Source organism: Roseateles paludis, assembly GCF_039872745.1.
Taxonomy (GTDB): domain Bacteria; phylum Pseudomonadota; class Gammaproteobacteria; order Burkholderiales; family Burkholderiaceae_C; genus Pelomonas; species Pelomonas paludis.
The window spans coordinates 644807-660976 of record NZ_JBDPZD010000002.1 but is presented as its reverse complement, the minus strand read 5'-3'; the positions used below and the strand labels follow the sequence as shown (position 1 = coordinate 660976).

Sequence of the window (16170 nt, the reverse complement as noted above, 5' to 3'; positions counted from 1 at the left end):
CACTCAGAGCTGGCTCATGCCGCCGTCCACCACGATCTCGGAGCCGACGATGAAGGCCGACTCGGGCGCGGCCAGGTGCAGCACCGTCGAGGCGATCTCCTCGGGCGTCCCGAACCGGCCCAGCGGCACCTGGCTCTGGATCTGCGCCGCCATCTGCTTGAGCGTGTCTGCGTCAAAGCCGAGCTTGCCGTAGAGCGGCGTGGCCACCGGCCCCGGGCTGACGACATTGACGCGCGCCCCTTGCGGCAACAGCTCGGCCGACAAGGTCTTGGCCAGCGAAATCAGCGCGGCTTTGCTGGCGGCGTAGATGGCCGAGTTGGGCATGCCGATGTGCGCATTGATGGAGCCATTGAGCACGATGGACGCGCCGCGCGCCAGCACTGGACGCAGGGCCTGGATCAGGAAGAACGCGCCCTTGGCATTGGTGGCGAAGCTGCGGTCCCACAGGGCCTCGCTGGCGTCGGCCAGCGGGGCGAACTCGGCCACGCCGGCGTTGACGAAGACGGCGTCAAGCCGCCGCCCGCCCGCCGCAAGGTCGGCGGCCAGCGCGCGGGCGCCGGCGACATCGGCAGCATCCAGGGCAATCAGCTCCAGGCCAGGGTCCACCTGGGCGGGCTTGCCGGGGCGTGCGGTGACGATGACCTGGGCGCCTTCGGCGGCAAAGGCGCGGGCGGCTGCCAGGCCGATGCCGGAGGTGCCGCCGGTGACGAGGACGGTCTTGTTTGCGAAGCGAGACATGGGGGGCCTTTCGAGTGCGTTGAGCGGCGGTGTTGCCGTGGACTCGATACTCGGCAATCCAGGTCAAGAAGACGTCCGGGCCGCTTGGCCGACATGTGCGAAGCCTTTGAACATGCTGACCGACGAAGAGATCCAGCTGATGGAGGCGCTGCGCGAGAGTGGCAGCCTCACGCGGGCGGCGGCGCGGCTGGGCAAGGCGCCGTCCTCGGTGTCCTACACGCTGCGGCAGATCGAGGCGCGCTTCGACGCCCTGCTGTTCGACCGCCGCCGTTACCGCCTACAGCTCACGGCGGCTGGCGAGCTGCTGGTGCGGGAGGCTGCGCGCCTACACGACGACATGCAGCGCCTGAACCGCCGCGTGGGCCAGGTGGCGCGGGGCTGGGAGGAGCGGCTCTGGATCGTCACCGACGAGCTGCTGGAGTTCGAGAGCCTGCTGCCCGTGATCCAGGACTTCGATGCGCTGGACTCGGGCGTCAGCCTGCGTGTCACGCACGAAGTGCTGGGCGGCACCTGGGAGGCGCTGAGCGAAGGCCGTGCCGACCTGGTGATCGGTGCCACCAACGAGCCGCCCAGCTATGCCGGCGTGCGCTGGAAGGAGCTGGGGCAACTGGGCTGGGTCTATGCCGTGGCGCCACGCCACCCGCTGGCCAAGGCGCCCGAGCCGCTGGGTGCCGACCAGATGCGCGCCCACCGCGCCGTGGTGGTGGCCGACAGCTCGCGCCGCACTGAAGGCCGCGCCTACGGCCACGGCGCCGGCCAGGCCACGCTGGCCCTGCCCAGCATGGCGGCCAAGATCGCCGCGCAGTGCGCCGGCCTGGGCGTGGGCTGGCTGCCGGAGGCGCGGGTGGCATCCCTGCTGCAGCGGGGTGAGCTGGTGCCCAAGCGGATGGCCGTGCCTCGCGAGCCCAACACCTTGTACGTGGGCTGGCGCGAAGGCGTTGAAGGCCGAGCCCTGGCCTGGTGGCTGGAGCGGCTGAGCGAGCCGCGCCTGTGCCAGCGCCTGGTGAACGGCCTGGACCGCTATGCCTGAAGCCGGCTGATCAGCTCCGGCCCCAGCACCCGCCGCCTGGCCGTACTGACCTGCCGGCGCTTGTAGGCCTCGTGGCTGGACTCGCCGTCCTGGCTGTGGGCCAGACTGGCTGCGTCGATCAGCTGGATCTCGAAGGCGAAGAAAAAACTCACGTCCGGCGGCTCGGCCAGCAGGCCTTCGATGGCGGGGCTGAGCTCGGTGGCGGGCAGGTGGATCATCTTGCGCACCGTCAGCTGCAGGCTGTGGAAGTCGCTGGCGGTGTGGGGGTTGCTGGCGTGGCGGCTGTCGGTCCGCGCGCGGCGCGCGCACAGTTCGGCCAGCTCCAGGTCCATCTGGCGCAGCAGGTCCAGCGGGTAGTCGCTGGCGCGGTCGATCAAGGCGCGGTAGCGCTTGAAGACCTGCTTGGCCACGGCCAAATCGAGCAGGCTGTTGCGCGTGCGGCTGACTTCGAGGTTGGTCAGCGCCACCACGTGGGCGCGGCGCAGCAGGTCCAGCGCCAGCAGGCACTCCATGCGGGTGTTCAGGGTGAGGCGCAGGCCCAGGTGGTCGTGGATGTCGGCGGCCACGTACTCGGGCTTTTGCAGCAGCTTGAGCAGGATGCTGTGGCGGCTCTTGTTGCGCTTGTGCTCCACATGCACCAGAGGCAGGCAGACCGCGCCATCGGTCAGCCAGTGCTGCTCGCCTTCGCAGCGCAGCACGGCGTCGAGGCCGTCAAACACCTGCTGGCGGATGGCCTCGAAGTGGCGCAGCTTGAGGTTGCTGTCGATGTAGAAAAGGCCGTGCATGACCTTGAGCACCGCGCAGGCCCAGAGCCGACGCGCGTCCACGCAGTGGGTGCGGCAGGAGGCCATCAGCAGCAGCTGCAGCGGGTCGGCAGCGTCGGCCACCTCGGGCGGGATCTCACCGTGCTGCTCGGGCGCGAGGAAGGTCTGGCGCACGAAGTCCACGGCCTCGCGGTGGATGCGCGCGCAGTAGGCCCGCACGGCGGGCTGGTCCAGGTCGTAGCCGTACTCGCGGGCGAACTGCTTGGCATCACTCAGCTGGCGCAGGGCCAGGCTGCCCAGGTCGATGGCCGAGACGCCGCCGGCGATGGCTTCGAGGTAGCTCCAGTTCAGCGAGAAGCGCTGGTGGGTCTTGAGCGAGGCCTGCAGAGCGGGCATGGAGGCGGTGCGGTGTGCGACGTGCAAGGCGCGAGGTGCGGGCCAGCATAGGCCGGCACCCCTTGCGCGTGCACACAGCCGGTTACGCCTCGGGCTCGACCGTGACTTCCACCACGAGGCTGGCCGTGCCGCCCCCGCGCAGCACGCCGCGCAGCGGGGCTACGTCGTTGTAGTCGCGGCCCCAGGCCAGGGTCACGTGGTCGAGGTTGGCGGGGATGTCATTGGTGGGGTCCAGCGCCATCCAGCCCTGCTCGGGGCACCACAGCTCGACCCAGGCGTGCGAGGCATCGGCCCCCACCAAGCGTGGCTGCCCGGGCGGTGGCTGGGTGAGCAGATAGCCCGACACATAGCGCGCCGCCAGCCCGCGTGACCGAGCACAGGCGATGAAGAGGTGGGCAAAGTCCTGGCACACACCGGCGCCTTGCGCCAGCGCTTGCGCCGCGCGGGTGCTGACCTGGGTGCTGGCGGGGCGGTAGTGCAGCGAGTCGTGGATCAGGTGCTGCAGGGTCAAGCCCACCTGCGCGACCGTCGTACCCGGCACGAAGGCCCGGCCTGCGAAGTTGCGGATCGCGGCATCGGGCATGGCCAGCGGCGAGGGCAGGCCGAACTCGCGCACCTCCTCAAAACCCGCCATGGGCTGCAGCGCGGCCTGCTCCCAGGCCGGGCCACGCGCTGGGTCGGGGGCAGGGCGGGATTGCAATGCCACGCTGAAGCGGCTGCTCACCGTCAGCCGCTGGTGCACGCGGGCGTGGCCGAACACCAGGCGGGCATTGCCCCAGGCGTCGCGCCGCACGCGTTCGGCAGCGCCGCGCCAGCCATCGGGCTCGGGCGTGATGTCGAGCTCCCAGTCCAGCACGCGCTGCCAGGGCGTGTCGCGCGGCACCAGCACGGCCGCGTGCTGCGCCGACTCGACATCGGCGCTGTAGGCGTAGCGGGTGATGTGCAGGACGCTGAGCTGGCGCATCGAGTCGATCACTGCCACACGCGCTGCTCGGTGCCGACGACGTGGGCAAAGAACTGCTGGCTGATGTGGTTGGACAGGCCCTGTGCGGCCGCCGCTGTGACGCGCAGCCGGGTCGTCAGGGCCAGGTGGTGGGTCTCGGGCTCACTCAGCATGTCCAGCGGCCAGTCGGTGGGCTCGGGCAGGCGGGCGGCAATCTCGGCGGCCCAGCGCGGGTCGGCCTCGTGGCGCGACAGCTTGGCAAAGCGCTCGCGCAGTGTGCGCGTGACCCAGCCCAGCGAGCGCGGGTTCTCGGTGCTGTGCACCAGCAGATGCAGCAGCGGCGCCAGCTCGCGCCGGGCCTGGAACTGGGCGCGGTAGGTGATGGTGGAGTCAAACAGCGCCAGCACCAGCGCAAAGCCGTCCTCGCTCAGGGCCAGGTCGTGCTCAAAGACATCGGCCAGCGCCTCGCACAGGAAGACGAGCCGCTCGATCTGCCGGCCGATAGACAGCAAGCGCCAGCCGTCGTCGCGCGTCATGCGGTCGGTCTGGATGCCGGTGAGGGCGGCGAGGTGGGTGTCCACGCGCGCCAGCACGCCCAGGCAGTCGGGCCCGGCCGAGGGGCCGCGCAGGGCTTCAATCACGTGTTGCTCGAAGTGTTGGCCCACGTCGTGGATCAAGCGCCAGGCCTCTGGCGAGAGGCGCTCGCGCAGGGCCTCGCCGCAGTCGCGCAAAGCGCCGAGGTTGAAGCCCACGCCAAAGCTGCCGCTGGCGGCGGGCAAGGCAGCCAGCAGCTTGTGCTCGAACTCGGCGCGGCCCGGCACTTCGCCGGTGAAGAGGCCGTGGCGGCGCGCCAGCACCTGCAGCAGCGCCGTCATCTCGGGCGGCAGCACGCCGCGCTGCACGCCGGCCAGGGCCTCCAGCGTGAGGCGCGCGAGGCGCGCGGTGTTCTCGGCACGCTCGGTGTAGCGGCCCAGCCAGAAGAGGTTCTCGGCCGAGCGGCTGGTGACTGTGCGGTGCGCGGCGGCCAGCTCGGCCGCTTGCATGGGGGAGGGCAGCAGCGAGGTGGTGTCCACCGGGCCGTCGGTCAGCACCCAGGTGTCCACGGTGGCGCTGCCGCGTTGGATGGAGAGCCAGCCTTCGGTCGAGGCCTCCCGCTGCGGGGCCACGCGGGTGAGGCCGCCGGGCAGCACCTGCCAGTCGCCCTGGCCGTCGCTCATCGCATACACACGCAGTACGGCGGCGCGCGGCTCCAGGTGGCGGCCGGTCCACACCGGCTGGTGCGAGAGCTTGACCGGCGCCTGCAGCGTGAAGGCGGCCGGCTCGGCCTCGATGCGGCGGGCCAACTCGGCCAGTTTGTCGGCCGACAGCTCGGCGCCCACCACGGGGTCAAAGCTGTGCGTGGTTTCGGCCGCGGGGAAGCTCGGGACCACGATGAACTCGCGCAGTCGGTTGCGCAGTGAGGCCCAGACGCCCGCCTCGCCGCACCACCAGGTCGTCACGGCCGGCAGGCTGAGCGACTCGCCCAGCAGCGCCTCGGCCACGCCGGGCCAGAAGGCCGACAGGCCCGGGCTCTCCAGCCAGCCACTGCCCGGCGCATTGGCCACCACGACCTCGCCCGCGCGCAGCGCCTGGATGAGGCCGGGCACGCCCAGGGCCGAGTCGGGCCGCAGCTCCAGCGGGTCGAGGAAGTCGTCGTCCACCCGGCGCAGCAGCACGTGCACGCGCTCCAGGCCGGTCAGGGTCTTGAGGTAGACCTTGTCCTCGCGCACCGTCAGGTCGCCGCCCTCCACCAGGGCGATGCCCAGGTAGCGCGCCAGGAAGGCGTGCTCGAAGTAGGTCTCGTTGCGTGGCCCGGGCGTCAGCAGGGCCACGCGACTGCGCGCCCCGGCGGGCGAGAGGCGGGTGAGGCCGGCGAGCAGGTCGCGGTAGCTGGCCGCCAGGCGCTGCACGCCCATCTCGCGGAAAGCCTGCGGGAACTGCTGGGCCACCACCAGGCGGTTCTCCAGGATGTAGCCCAGGCCCGAGGGCACCTGGGTGCGCTGGCCCACCACCCACCAGCGCCCGTCCTCGCAGCGCGCCAGGTCCACGGCCAGCACATGCAGGTGCACGCCACCGGGCGGGCGGCAGCCGTGCATGGGGCGCAGGTAGCTGGGGTGGGCCAGCACCAGATCGGTGGGCAGCAGGCCGTCGTGCAGCAGGCGGCGCTGGCCGTACACATCCGCCAGCGTGGCGTTGAGCATGCGGGCGCGCTGGCGCACGCCGGCGTCGATGCCGGCCCAGTCCTGGCTGCTGATCAGCATGGGCAGCAACTCCAGCGGCCACTGGCGCGAGCGCGAGGAGCCCGGGTCGCCGTGCACGTTGTAGCTGGCGCCGTCGTCCTGCACGCGGCGGCGCACGCGGGCCACCAAGGCGTCCAGCTCGGCACCGCTGGCCTGGGGCGTGGCCTGCCAGAAGGCCTGCCACAGCGGCGAGAGGCTGCGCTGCGATTCGCCCGGGGCGTGCACGCGCCCGGTCAGCTCATTGAAGTGGCCGGGCCGGCCCGGCTGCGTGCTGCGGTACGCGGCAGGCAGGCCACCCAGCGGCGCTGGGCGGGACTCGGACGAAAACTCCAGGGCGCTCACGCCGGGCATTGTCCGTGCTGCCGCCTTGCCTTGATCTGACGAGATTCGGCCTACAGGCCCGTGACGCCGCGCAGCAACGTCACGCCCGCAGCGGCAGACAGCCACCAGCCGATGCGCTTGAGCAGGTCGGTGTCCAGCCGCCGCTCCGCCGCCGCCTGCGAGGGTCCAAAGCCCACCACAAAGGCATGTGCGGGCAAAGCGATCACGACCAGCGTGGCCACGATCAGCTCAAACCCACCCTGTTCGGTGCTGCCGCCAAACTTGGCCCACAGCAGCGGCCAGACGAGGGCTGCCAGCACGCCGGCGGCGGCGGCGGTCCAGGGAGTGGGGCGGAGCGTCATGGTGGCAAGGGGCCGAAGCGTCAGGGAGTCCGGATGATGCCATCGGGGTGCTGATGCGGGCTGGATGCCCGTCTGCTGCCGGCGTGCCCCCTCAGGTCGGGGGTGCTACTCAGATCGTGCGATGGGCGCGGCAAGGGCGGGTCGATAGCCTTTGAGCACGATGAGAGGAAAGACCATGAATCGAACTTCGGGCCAAAGCTGGGGCGCAGGGCTGCGCCGACGGATGCGCGGATTTGTCGCGCTGGTGGTGTTGGGGAGCCTGGCAAGCGGGGTCGCGGCAGAGGTCGTGTCCTATCCGCTCTCTGATGGGAGTGGCAAATCGTTGTTCAACCTGCCGAAGTTCGACGCTTCACTCGGCACCTTGAAAGAGGTGACGCTCGAAGCGCGGTTCAACTGGGGAAGCACCGTCGAGAGCCGACCCAGGTGCCCTGACGGTGCGGACGCGTGCGACAGCCTTGTGCAGGCCACCTCGAAGGGGTTTGTCGATTTTGAGCTGGGCACGATCGGCCTGCATCTGCTGAGCGAGTCTTCGCTCTCCAGGAATTGCCCCATTACCAACGGCTACAACCAATGTGGCCTCTTCTTGGGTGTTCACGATGCGGACGCAGACTCGGCGACCGACGCGGAGACTTTGGCTTTGTTCACGGGGCCGGGCACGTTCAGGGTCTTCTTCGACGGGCCGTATGTGGCCGTCACCTCCGGGCTGCGCGATGCCCGGCGGATCACTGGCAACCCCTATGGCTCCTGGGTCACGGTGACCTACGCCTATGACGCGGTGCCCACGGCTGCCGTGCCAGAGCCTTCATCGCTCGCGCTGGTGGCCCTGGCCGGCGCTCTCGTCGCATGGCCACGGCGCCGCCCGCGCGCCTGAGTGCCGTCGGCCAGAATGGGGCGATGAACCCCAAGCGCCTCCGCTGCTGACGCAATGATCCGGCGTTGGCTGCTTGTGATCTCGCTGGTCGGGCTCCTGCCCTGGGCCGCCTCGGCGCAGCCGCGCAGCTTCGAGACCTTGCGCCTGAGCGAGGCCGAAATCGCCGTCACGGAGGGTACGCAAGCGCCTTTGGCTGGCTGGACTCCGGCGCGTGTGCCCGAGGTCTTTGCCCAGCACCCGCAGGCGGGGCTCAGCACCTACTGGCTGCGGTTCTCCTTTGAGCTCGCCGAGCTGCCCGCCGAGCCCTTGGTGCTGCTGGTGCACCGGGTCGCGCTGACGGCGGAGTTCCGCCTCAATGGCTCGCTGTTGAACCCAGGTGTGCGCTTCGAGCAGCCTGGCGGGCCGGCCGGCACCAATATGCTGAACGAGCCGCAGTGGATCGTGCTACCCGGCGGGCTGTTCCGCGTGGGGCACAACGAATTGCTGGTCAGGCTGCGGGCGGACCGCGTCACCGCCGCCTGGCTGTCCAACCCCCTCATCGGCAGCCCGCAGGCTTTGCGTGGCGAGTACCTGCTGCGTCATGCGGCGCAGCGGGTGGTGCCCCAGGTGCTGTTTGTGCTGTTGCTGGCGGGCTTGGTGTTTGGCCTGCGCCTGTGGTGGCGCGAGCGCCTGCTGCTGCTGGGCCTGGTCGTGACGACGACCGTGCTGTGGCTGCTGCAGACGGGGCTCTACCTGCTGGCCGATCTGCCCCTGCCGTGGCGCGCGGCCGTGTCGCTGGTGACGGCGGTATGGATCGCCTTCCACTGGGCCTTGCTGACCCTGCTGTGGCGCCTCAGCGGCAGCAGTTGGTCCTGGTTCCCGCGGGCCTTGCAGTTGGGGTCGGGCCTGGCTTTGGTGGGTAGCGTGTTGGTGTTGATCCTGGAGCCCACGCAGTCGGTCCTGGGCTTGCTCTTCATTCCCACCACCGTGCTGCGCTTCATGACCACCGTGATGCTGCTGCGCTGGGCCTGGCGCGTGCGCAGTTGGGCGGCCCTGCTGCTGGTGGGGAGCGAGCTGCTGTGGTTTGCCGGCCCTTTGCAGCTGATGCTGATGGTGCAGGGCGTGGTTTCGCATGAACCCTTCATGCTGGAGCCAGGCTGTGCCCTACCGTTGGTGCTGGTGCTGTTCGGGCTGGCCGCCCAGCGGCTGGCGCAGCAGCGTGAGGCTGCGGCGCAGCAACGCCAGCAAGGCGCGATGGAAGAGCGCCAGCGCATGCTGCTGGAGATGCACGACGGTATTGGCTCGCAGCTGGTGACGGGTCTGCGCCTGGCGCGCCGGGAGGACGCGCCGCGCAGCGTCGTCGTGCAAGCCATCCAGAACGCGCTGACCGACCTGCGCCTGGTCATGGAGGCCCAGGAGGGCGCCGCGCAGGAGTTGCAGACCCTGATGCAGCATTGGCGCGAGCGCACCCAGCCGCAGTTGGAGGCGCTGGGCATCGCCTTGCAGTGGGACGTGCAAGCCTTACCGCGACCGCACCCCTTGTCGGCGCTGCAAGCCTTGCAGGTGCTGCGCATCCTGCAGGAGGCCTTGAGCAATGCCTTGCAGCATGGCCAGCCCCGGGTCGTCAGCGTGAGCTTGGCGCCGGTGCCGGGTGGCTGCGAGCTGTGCATTGGCGACGACGGCGTGGGCCTGGGCAAAGGCCCGCTCCCGGCCCTTCAGCGCGGCCGGGGGCTGGACCATATGCGGTGCCGCGCCGAGAGGCTGGGTGGCCAGCTTGAAGTGGGCCCAGGCGCTGCGGGCGGCACCGTGGTGCGTCTCGTCTTGCCTGCTGCCAAGCAGGCATGATGCGGCCCCATGCGCCGCGCGCCTGAGTCAGAGCCAGGGTCACTGAACATCTACATCGTCGAGGACGACGATGCCCTGCGCGACGACTTCTGCCGGGCCGTGCAGACCTGCCCGCGCTTGCGCCTGTTCGGCGCCACGGGCTCGGCCCAGGAGGCCTTGCGTGTGTTGCGGCAGCGGCCGGCCATCGACGTGTTGCTGGTGGACCTGGGCCTGCCCGATGGCGACGGAACCGACGTGATCCGGGTCATGCGGACCGAGCTGGCGCAGGCCCAGGCGCTGGTCATCTCGGTGTTCGCGGATGACCGGCGCGTGCTGCCCGCCTTTGCGGCCGGGGCGCGCGGCTACCTGCATCAAGGATGCGAGTGACGAGGATCTGGTGCGTGCGGTGCTCGATGTGGCCGAAGGCGACGCGCCCGTCTCGCCCCAGGTGGCGCGCCATTTGCTCAGCCGCTTCGCAGAGGACCTGGCGCCGTCCGGCAAGCAGCCCGAGACCCCGTCCAAACGCCTCACGGCGCGCGAGGCCGAGATCCTGACCTTGGTCTCACAAGGCCACAGTGGGCCCGAGGTTGCCAGCCGCCTCGGGCTGTCGCTGCACACGGTGAACACTCATCTGCGCCGCTGCCACCAAAAGCTGGATGCAAGGAACCGCCTGCAGGCCGTCAACCTGGCGCGGGACAGCGGGCTGATCGACTAGTTCAGCACTTGCGCAAATCCAGCGTGAACGGGAACTCCAGGCTGCGCTGGGGCTCGCCCGCCTCGATGCGGCCCGGCGTGTGGCCCATGGCCTCGAAGCGCGCCAGGCGGCGGCTTTCGGCCTCGTAGGCGTTGACGGGCAGGGTGCTGTAGTTGCGGCCGCCCGGGTGGGCGACGTGGTAGCGGCAGCCGCCCAGGGAGCGTTGCATCCAGCTGTCGACGAGGTCGATGGTGAGCGGGGCGTGGATGCCGATGGTGGGGTGCAGGGCCGAGGGCGGCAGCCAGGCGCGGTAGCGCACGCCGGCCACGTACTCGCCCACGCGGCCGGTGGGCTGCAGTGGGACGGACACGCCGTTCACGGTCAGCACATGGCGCGGGTCGATGAGGCCGGTGACCTTGAGCTCGACACGCTCCAGCGACGAGTCCACATAGCGGACGGTGCCGCCCGGTGCGCCTTCTTCGCCCATCACATGCCAGGGTTCGAGCGCGGCGCGGACGCTGACATGCACACCGCGCGCTGCGAACTCGCCGAGTTTGGGGAAGCGGAACTCGAAGTGCGGTGCAAACCAGCTCGGGTCCATCGCATAGCCGGCCTGCTGCATGTCCTCCAGCACATCGGCAAAGTCTTGCTGGATGAAGTGCGGCAGCAGGAAGCGGTCGTGCAGCTCGGTGCCCCAGCGGACCAGCTTGGCCTTGTAAGGCTTGGCCCAGAAGCGCGCCACCAGGGCCCGCATCAGCAGCTGCTGGACGATGCTCATGCGCGCATGGGGCGGCATCTCAAAGGCGCGCAGCTCCAGCAGGCCCAGGCGCCCGGTGCTGGTGTCGGGCGAGTAGAGCTTGTCGATGCAGAACTCGCTGCGGTGCGTGTTGCCGGTGACGTCGATCAGCACATTGCGCAGCGTGCGGTCCACCAGCCATGGGGGCATGGCCTTGCCGTAGCGTTCACTCGCGGCGTGGATCTCGGCCAGCGCAATCTCCAACTCACGCAGCTGGTCATTGCGCGCTTCGTCCACGCGCGGTGCCTGGCTGGTGGGGCCGATGAAGAGGCCGCTGAACAGATAGCTCAAGGACGGGTGGTTGTGCCAGTAGGCCAGCAGCGAGGCGAGCAGGTCGGGCCGGCGCAGGAAGGGCGAGTCCGCGGCGCAAGCGCCGCCCAGCACGAAGTGGTTGCCGCCGCCGGTGCCGCTGTGGCGGCCGTCGATCATGAACTTCTCGGTCGAGAGCCGCGAGAGCCGCGCCGCCTCGTACAGGAACTCGGTGTGCTGGACCAGCTCGCCCCAGTTGTGAGCCGGGTGGATGTTGACCTCGATGACGCCGGGGTCGGGCGTGACGGCCAGCTGCTTGAGGCGGCTGTCGCGCGGCGGGCCATAGCCTTCGAGCACGATCTTGAAGCCCGTGTCCTCGCAGCTCAGCTCGATGGCTTCGAGCAGCTCCAGGTAGTGCTCCAGATTGGCCAGCGGCGGCATGAAGACATAGAGCACGCCGGTCTTGCTGCCCTGGGCCTCGGCCTTGGGGCCATTGGCCCGGCGCGGGTCGCGCGCCTCGACGCACAGCGCCGTGCGCGTGACGCTGGCGTCGCTGACGAAACGCTGCGGGTAGGGGTTCTGGTCGTGCTGGGTTTGCACGCCGGGCTGGCCGGTGCCGGGCAGGGCTGAGCCTGGCAGCTTGGCCTGTTTGCGTGTGTCGCCGGCCACATTGAGGGCGCCGCCGGCCGCGCGCGGCAGGTAGCTGGCCGCAAGCGGTGGCCGCTCGGCAAAGGGGTCGCGCTCGTGCAGATAGGGGTAGTCGCCCTTGGTGACCCAGGGGAGTGAGTCGAGCGGCAGGCGGTAGCCCATGGGCGAGTCGCCCGGCATCAGGTAGAGCCGCTCGTCGCGGACGAACCAGGGCCCGGTCTTCCAGCTCGGGCCGCCGAGGCGGGTGTCACCACGCTCCAGCGGCAGCACATAGCCGACGACGCTGTCCAGCCCCTGCTGGAAGACGCGGCGCAGGCGCACGCGCTCCAGCTCGTCGTCGAGCTTGCTGTCGAAGGGGTCGACGTTGACGGGCAGGCGGCGCTCGCGCCACAGGTAGTACCAGGTGTCTTCGTAGCCGGGCTCTACGTGCTCATCGGAGAGGCCGAGGTTGCGCGTCAGCGCCTGCATGAAGAGCTGGGCGTGCTCGCTGGTGTAGGCGTGACCTTCCCGCTCGTCGGCAAACCAGTCGGGGTTGCGCCAGCAGGTCTGGCCGTCCGCGCGCCAGTGGATGGACAGCGCCCAGCGCGGCAATTGCTCGCCCGGGTACCACTTGCCTTGGCCAAAGTGCAGGAAGCCGCCGCGGCCGTATTCCTCGCGCAGCTTGTGCACCAGGCTTTGGGCGTAGAGGCGCTTGGTGGGGCCGAGGGCGTCGGTGTTCCATTCGGCGCCGTCGCGGTCGTCGATGGAGACAAAGGTGGGCTCGCCGCCCATGGTGAGGCGCACATCGCCAGCGTCCAGCTCGGCATCAACCTGGTCACCCAGCTGCAGCACCTGCTGCCACTGCGCCTCGCTATAGGGCTTGGTGACGCGCGGTGCCTCCCAGACGCGGGTGACCACCATCTCGTGGCCGAACTCCACCTCGCACTCGTCCACCGCACCGCTGATGGGCGCGGCGCTGCTGGGCTGCGGCGTGCAGGCCAGCGGCAGATGGCCTTCGCCCGCGAAGAGGCCCGAGGTGGGGTCAAGCCCGATCCAGCCGGCGCCGGGCAGGAAGACCTCGCACCAGGCGTGCAGGTCGGTGAAATCGACCTCGGTGCCACTCGGGCCGTCGAGCGCTTTCTGGTCGGGCGTGAGCTGGATCAGATAGCCCGAGGCGAAGCGCGCGGCCAGGCCCAGGTGGCGCAGCACCTGGACCATCAGCCAGGCACTGTCGCGGCAGGAGCCTGAGGCCTTCTCCAGGGTCTCCTCGGGCGTTTGCACGCCGGGCTCCAGGCGGATCAGGTACTCGACCCGCTGGTGCAGCTGCATGTTCAGGTCAACGAGGAAGTCGACGGTGCCGCGCTCGCTGCGGTCGATGCCGTCGAGCAAGCCTTTGAGCAGCGGCGTCAGGGGCTCGGCCTGCAGGTAGGGCGCGAGTTCGACCTGCACGTCCTCTTCGTACTTGAACGGGAAGTGCTGGCTGCTCGGCTCCAGGAAGAAGTCGAAGGGGTTGTAGACCGACATCTCGGCCACCAGGTCCACCGTGACGGTGAACTCGGTGGTCTTCTCGGGGAAGACGTAGCGCGCGAGGTGATTGGAGAAGGGGTCTTGCTGCCAGTTGATGAAGTGCTTGTCGGGGTCCACGCGCAGCGAGTACGACAGCACCGGCGTGCGGCAATGCGGCGCTGGCCGCAGGCGGATGACCTGGGGGCCCAGGGACACGGGCCGGTCGTAGCGGTAGCGGGTGACGTGCTTGAGGGCAACGTGGATGGACATCTTGCAATCTCCACCGCAGGGTGTGCGGCTGACGGGAATCCGAATTACTCAACGACTCCCGACGAGCCGGCTCTGCCGGGCGTCTGGGAGTGCCCCCTTGAGGGGGCCGGCGCAGCCGGTACGGGGTGGGCTACACCAAGAAATCGCGGCTGATGCCTTGGCCCAGGCCGCCCACTTTGACGAGGAAGTCTTCCAGGAAGGGGTGCAGGCCGGTGTCGAGGATCTCGTCGATGCGGCCAAAGGCGAGCGAGGCTTCGAGGCGCCCCGCCTGGCGCAGGGTCTCGGCCGATTGGGCATTGGCCACACGCTTGAGATTGGCCACCATTCTGGTGATGCAGTGTGACAAGGAGCGGGGCATGTCGGGCCGCAGGATCAGGAGCTCGGCCACCTTCTCTGGCTGGATCACATTGCTGTAGACCTTGCGATAGATCTCGAAGCCCGAGACCGAGCGCAGCACGGCCGACCAGTAGTAGAAGTCGCGCGCCGAGTCGGTCTCGCCTTGCGTCTGGCTGCTCGGGTCGCGGTGGAACTTGACGTCGAGCAAGCGAGCCGTGTTGTCGGCGCGCTCCAGGAAGGAGCCGATGCGTATGAAGTGGAAAGCTTCGTCCTGCAGCATGGTGCCCACGGTCACGCCGCGCGAGAGGTGGCTGCGGTACTTGACCCACTCGAACAGCGTGCCGGGGTCGCGCTGCCAGTCCCCTTTTAGCAACTTGCGGAACTCCAGCCAGGTCTGGTTCATGGTCTCCCAGACCTCGGTCGTCAGCGCCCCGCGCACGGCCCGCGCGTTCTCACGCGCGGCGCGCAGGCAGCAGAAGATGGACGAAAGGTTGTTCTCGTCGGCCACCATGAACTGCATGACGCTGCGGCTGTCGGCCTTGTCGTAGCCCTTGGCATAGAGCGCGTCCAGCTCGGAGATGGAGAGCTGGCTGCGCCAGGTCTGCGCGGCTTCGTCCTGGGACTGGGGTTGCAGGGACGTCTGGTAGGCGATGTCCAGCATGCGGGCGGTGTTTTCGGCCCGTTCGATGTAGCGGCTTAGCCAGAACAGGTGATCAGCGGTTCTTGAAAGCATTCCTCGTGTCCCCTCGTCAGTCTTCCAGGACCCAGGTGTCCTTGGTGCCGCCACCTTGGCTGCTGTTGACCACCAGCGAGCCCTCCTTGAGCGCTACGCGCGTGAGCCCGCCGGGGACCATGCGCACGTTCTTGCCCGAGAGCACGAAGGGCCGCAGGTCGATGTGGCGCGGGGCGATGCCGCTCTCCACATAGGTGGGGCAGGTGGACAGCGACAGCGTGGGCTGGGCGATGTAGTTGCGCGGGTTGGCGATGAGCTGCGCGCGGAAGGCCTCGATCTCGGTCTTGCTGGCGGCGGGGCCGACGAGCATGCCGTAGCCGCCGGCGCCGTGCACTTCCTTCACCACCAGCTCGGACAGGTGGGCCAGGGTGTAGGCCAGGTCCTTCTCGTCGCGGCAGACGTAGGTGGGGACGTTGTTGAGGATGGGCTTCTCACCGAGATAGAACTCGATCATCTTGGGCACATAGGGGTAGATGGACTTGTCGTCCGCGATCCCTGTGCCGATGGCATTGCTGAGCGTGACCTTGCCGGCCTTGTAGACGTCCACCAGGCCCGCGCAGCCGAGCTGCGAGTCGGCGCGGAAGACCTTGGGGTCGAGGAAGTCGTCGTCGATGCGGCGGTAGATCACGTCCACCCGCTTGGGGCCGCGCGTGGTGCGCATGTAGACGTAGCCGTTGTCGACGAACAGGTCCTGGCCCTCGACCAGCTCCACGCCCATCTGCTGGGCCAGGAAGGCGTGCTCGAAGTAGGCCGAGTTGTACATGCCGGGCGTCATCACGACCACGGTGGGGTCGGACACGCCCTGGGGCGCCACGCTGCGCAGGGTGTCGAGCAGCAGGTCGGGGTAGTGGGCCACCGGCGCCACGCGGTGCTGGGCAAAGAGCTCGGGGAAGAGCCGCATCATCATCTTGCGGTTCTCCAGCATGTAGCTCACGCCGCTAGGCACGCGCAGGTTGTCCTCCAGCACGTAGTAGTCGCCGCTGCCGTCGGGGTTGCCGGCGCGCACGATGTCAACGCCCGCGATGTGGCTGTAGACGCCGCCGGGCACGTCCACGCCGTGCATCTCGGCGCGGTACTGGCTGTTGTTCAGGATCTGGTCGGCCGGGACGATGCCGGCCTTGAGGATCTCCTGCTCGTGATAGACGTCGTGCAGGAAGCGGTTGAGGGCGGTGACGCGTTGGGCCAGGCCGGCCTGCATGCTGCGCCACTCGTCGCTGGGGATGACGCGGGGGATCAGGTCGAAGGGAATGAGCCGCTCGGTGCCCTCGCCGCTGTCCTTGTCGCCATAGACGGCGAAGGTGATGCCCACGCGGCGGAAGATCAGCTCCGCCTGCTCGCGGCGCTCCCGCATCAGCTGCTCGGGCTGGGCACCCAGCCAACCGGCATAGCGGTCGTAGTGGGGACGCTGGCCGCCAGTGGCCAGGTTCATTTCGTCAAACGGGGTCTGCATCG

13 protein-coding genes are annotated in these 16170 nt (G+C 69.4%); 5 read left to right on the top strand and 8 right to left on the bottom strand.

Annotated features, from left to right (window positions below):
- Positions 1-3 precede the first annotated feature (3 nt).
- Positions 4-738, bottom strand: coding sequence for an SDR family oxidoreductase (locus ABDJ85_RS08975; protein WP_347704415.1), 735 nt, complete (start codon positions 736-738; stop codon positions 4-6).
- 112 nt (positions 739-850) lie between these two features.
- On the opposite strand from ABDJ85_RS08975, the gene ABDJ85_RS08970 reads away from it, so the two are divergent.
- A complete protein-coding gene (locus ABDJ85_RS08970; protein WP_347704414.1) occupies positions 851-1768 on the top strand; it encodes a LysR family transcriptional regulator in 918 nt (305 codons plus the stop codon).
- Here the strand turns inward: ABDJ85_RS08970 and ABDJ85_RS08965 are convergent.
- From ABDJ85_RS08965 to ABDJ85_RS08950, 4 genes are all read right to left on the bottom strand, one after another.
- On the bottom strand, positions 1759-2928 hold the full coding sequence (locus ABDJ85_RS08965; protein WP_347704413.1) for a TIGR04552 family protein: 1170 nt from the start codon (positions 2926-2928) through the stop codon (positions 1759-1761). The genes ABDJ85_RS08970 and ABDJ85_RS08965 overlap by 10 nt on opposite strands.
- A gap of 82 nt (positions 2929-3010) precedes the next feature.
- Positions 3011-3910 (bottom strand): transglutaminase family protein, encoded by a 900-nt coding sequence (locus tag ABDJ85_RS08960; protein WP_347704412.1) that lies wholly within the window; start codon positions 3908-3910, stop codon positions 3011-3013.
- Positions 3901-6501: a circularly permuted type 2 ATP-grasp protein gene (locus tag ABDJ85_RS08955; protein ID WP_430765526.1), complete on the bottom strand. Its 2601-nt coding sequence runs from the start codon at positions 6499-6501 to the stop codon at positions 3901-3903. The genes ABDJ85_RS08960 and ABDJ85_RS08955 overlap by 10 nt, the downstream gene beginning before the upstream one ends.
- 41 nt (positions 6502-6542) lie before the next feature.
- Entirely contained in the window at positions 6543-6833 is a 291-nt protein-coding gene (locus ABDJ85_RS08950; RefSeq protein WP_347704410.1) for a hypothetical protein, read from the bottom strand.
- Positions 6834-7008: 175 nt separating this feature from the next.
- On the opposite strand from ABDJ85_RS08950, the gene ABDJ85_RS08945 reads away from it, so the two are divergent.
- The 4 genes from ABDJ85_RS08945 to ABDJ85_RS08930 are packed head-to-tail and all read left to right on the top strand — an operon-like array spanning position 7009 to position 10222.
- Positions 7009-7704, top strand: a complete 696-nt coding sequence (locus tag ABDJ85_RS08945; RefSeq protein WP_347704409.1) for a choice-of-anchor E domain-containing protein — start codon at positions 7009-7011, stop codon at positions 7702-7704.
- Between the two features lie 54 nt (positions 7705-7758).
- Entirely contained in the window at positions 7759-9528 is a 1770-nt protein-coding gene (locus ABDJ85_RS08940; RefSeq protein WP_347704408.1) for a sensor histidine kinase, read from the top strand.
- Positions 9529-9537: 9 nt separating this feature from the next.
- Entirely contained in the window at positions 9538-9894 is a 357-nt protein-coding gene (locus ABDJ85_RS08935) for a response regulator (RefSeq protein WP_347704407.1), read from the top strand.
- A gap of 10 nt (positions 9895-9904) precedes the next feature.
- Positions 9905-10222 (top strand): response regulator transcription factor, encoded by a 318-nt coding sequence (locus ABDJ85_RS08930; RefSeq protein ID WP_347704406.1) that lies wholly within the window; start codon positions 9905-9907, stop codon positions 10220-10222.
- 1 nt (position 10223) lies between these two features.
- Here ABDJ85_RS08930 and ABDJ85_RS08925 read toward each other — a convergent pair whose 3' ends face one another.
- From ABDJ85_RS08925 to ABDJ85_RS08915, 3 genes are all read right to left on the bottom strand, one after another.
- Positions 10224-13649 carry a transglutaminase family protein gene (locus ABDJ85_RS08925; protein WP_347704405.1) on the bottom strand — a complete coding sequence of 1142 codons (3426 nt, stop codon included), beginning with the start codon at positions 13647-13649 and terminating at the stop codon, positions 10224-10226.
- Between the two features lie 130 nt (positions 13650-13779).
- Entirely contained in the window at positions 13780-14718 is a 939-nt protein-coding gene (locus ABDJ85_RS08920) for an alpha-E domain-containing protein (RefSeq protein ID WP_347704404.1), read from the bottom strand.
- A 16-nt stretch (positions 14719-14734) separates the two neighbouring features.
- A complete protein-coding gene (locus ABDJ85_RS08915) occupies positions 14735-16168 on the bottom strand; it encodes a circularly permuted type 2 ATP-grasp protein (protein ID WP_347704403.1) in 1434 nt (477 codons plus the stop codon).
- Between the last annotated feature and the right edge of the window lie 2 nt (positions 16169-16170).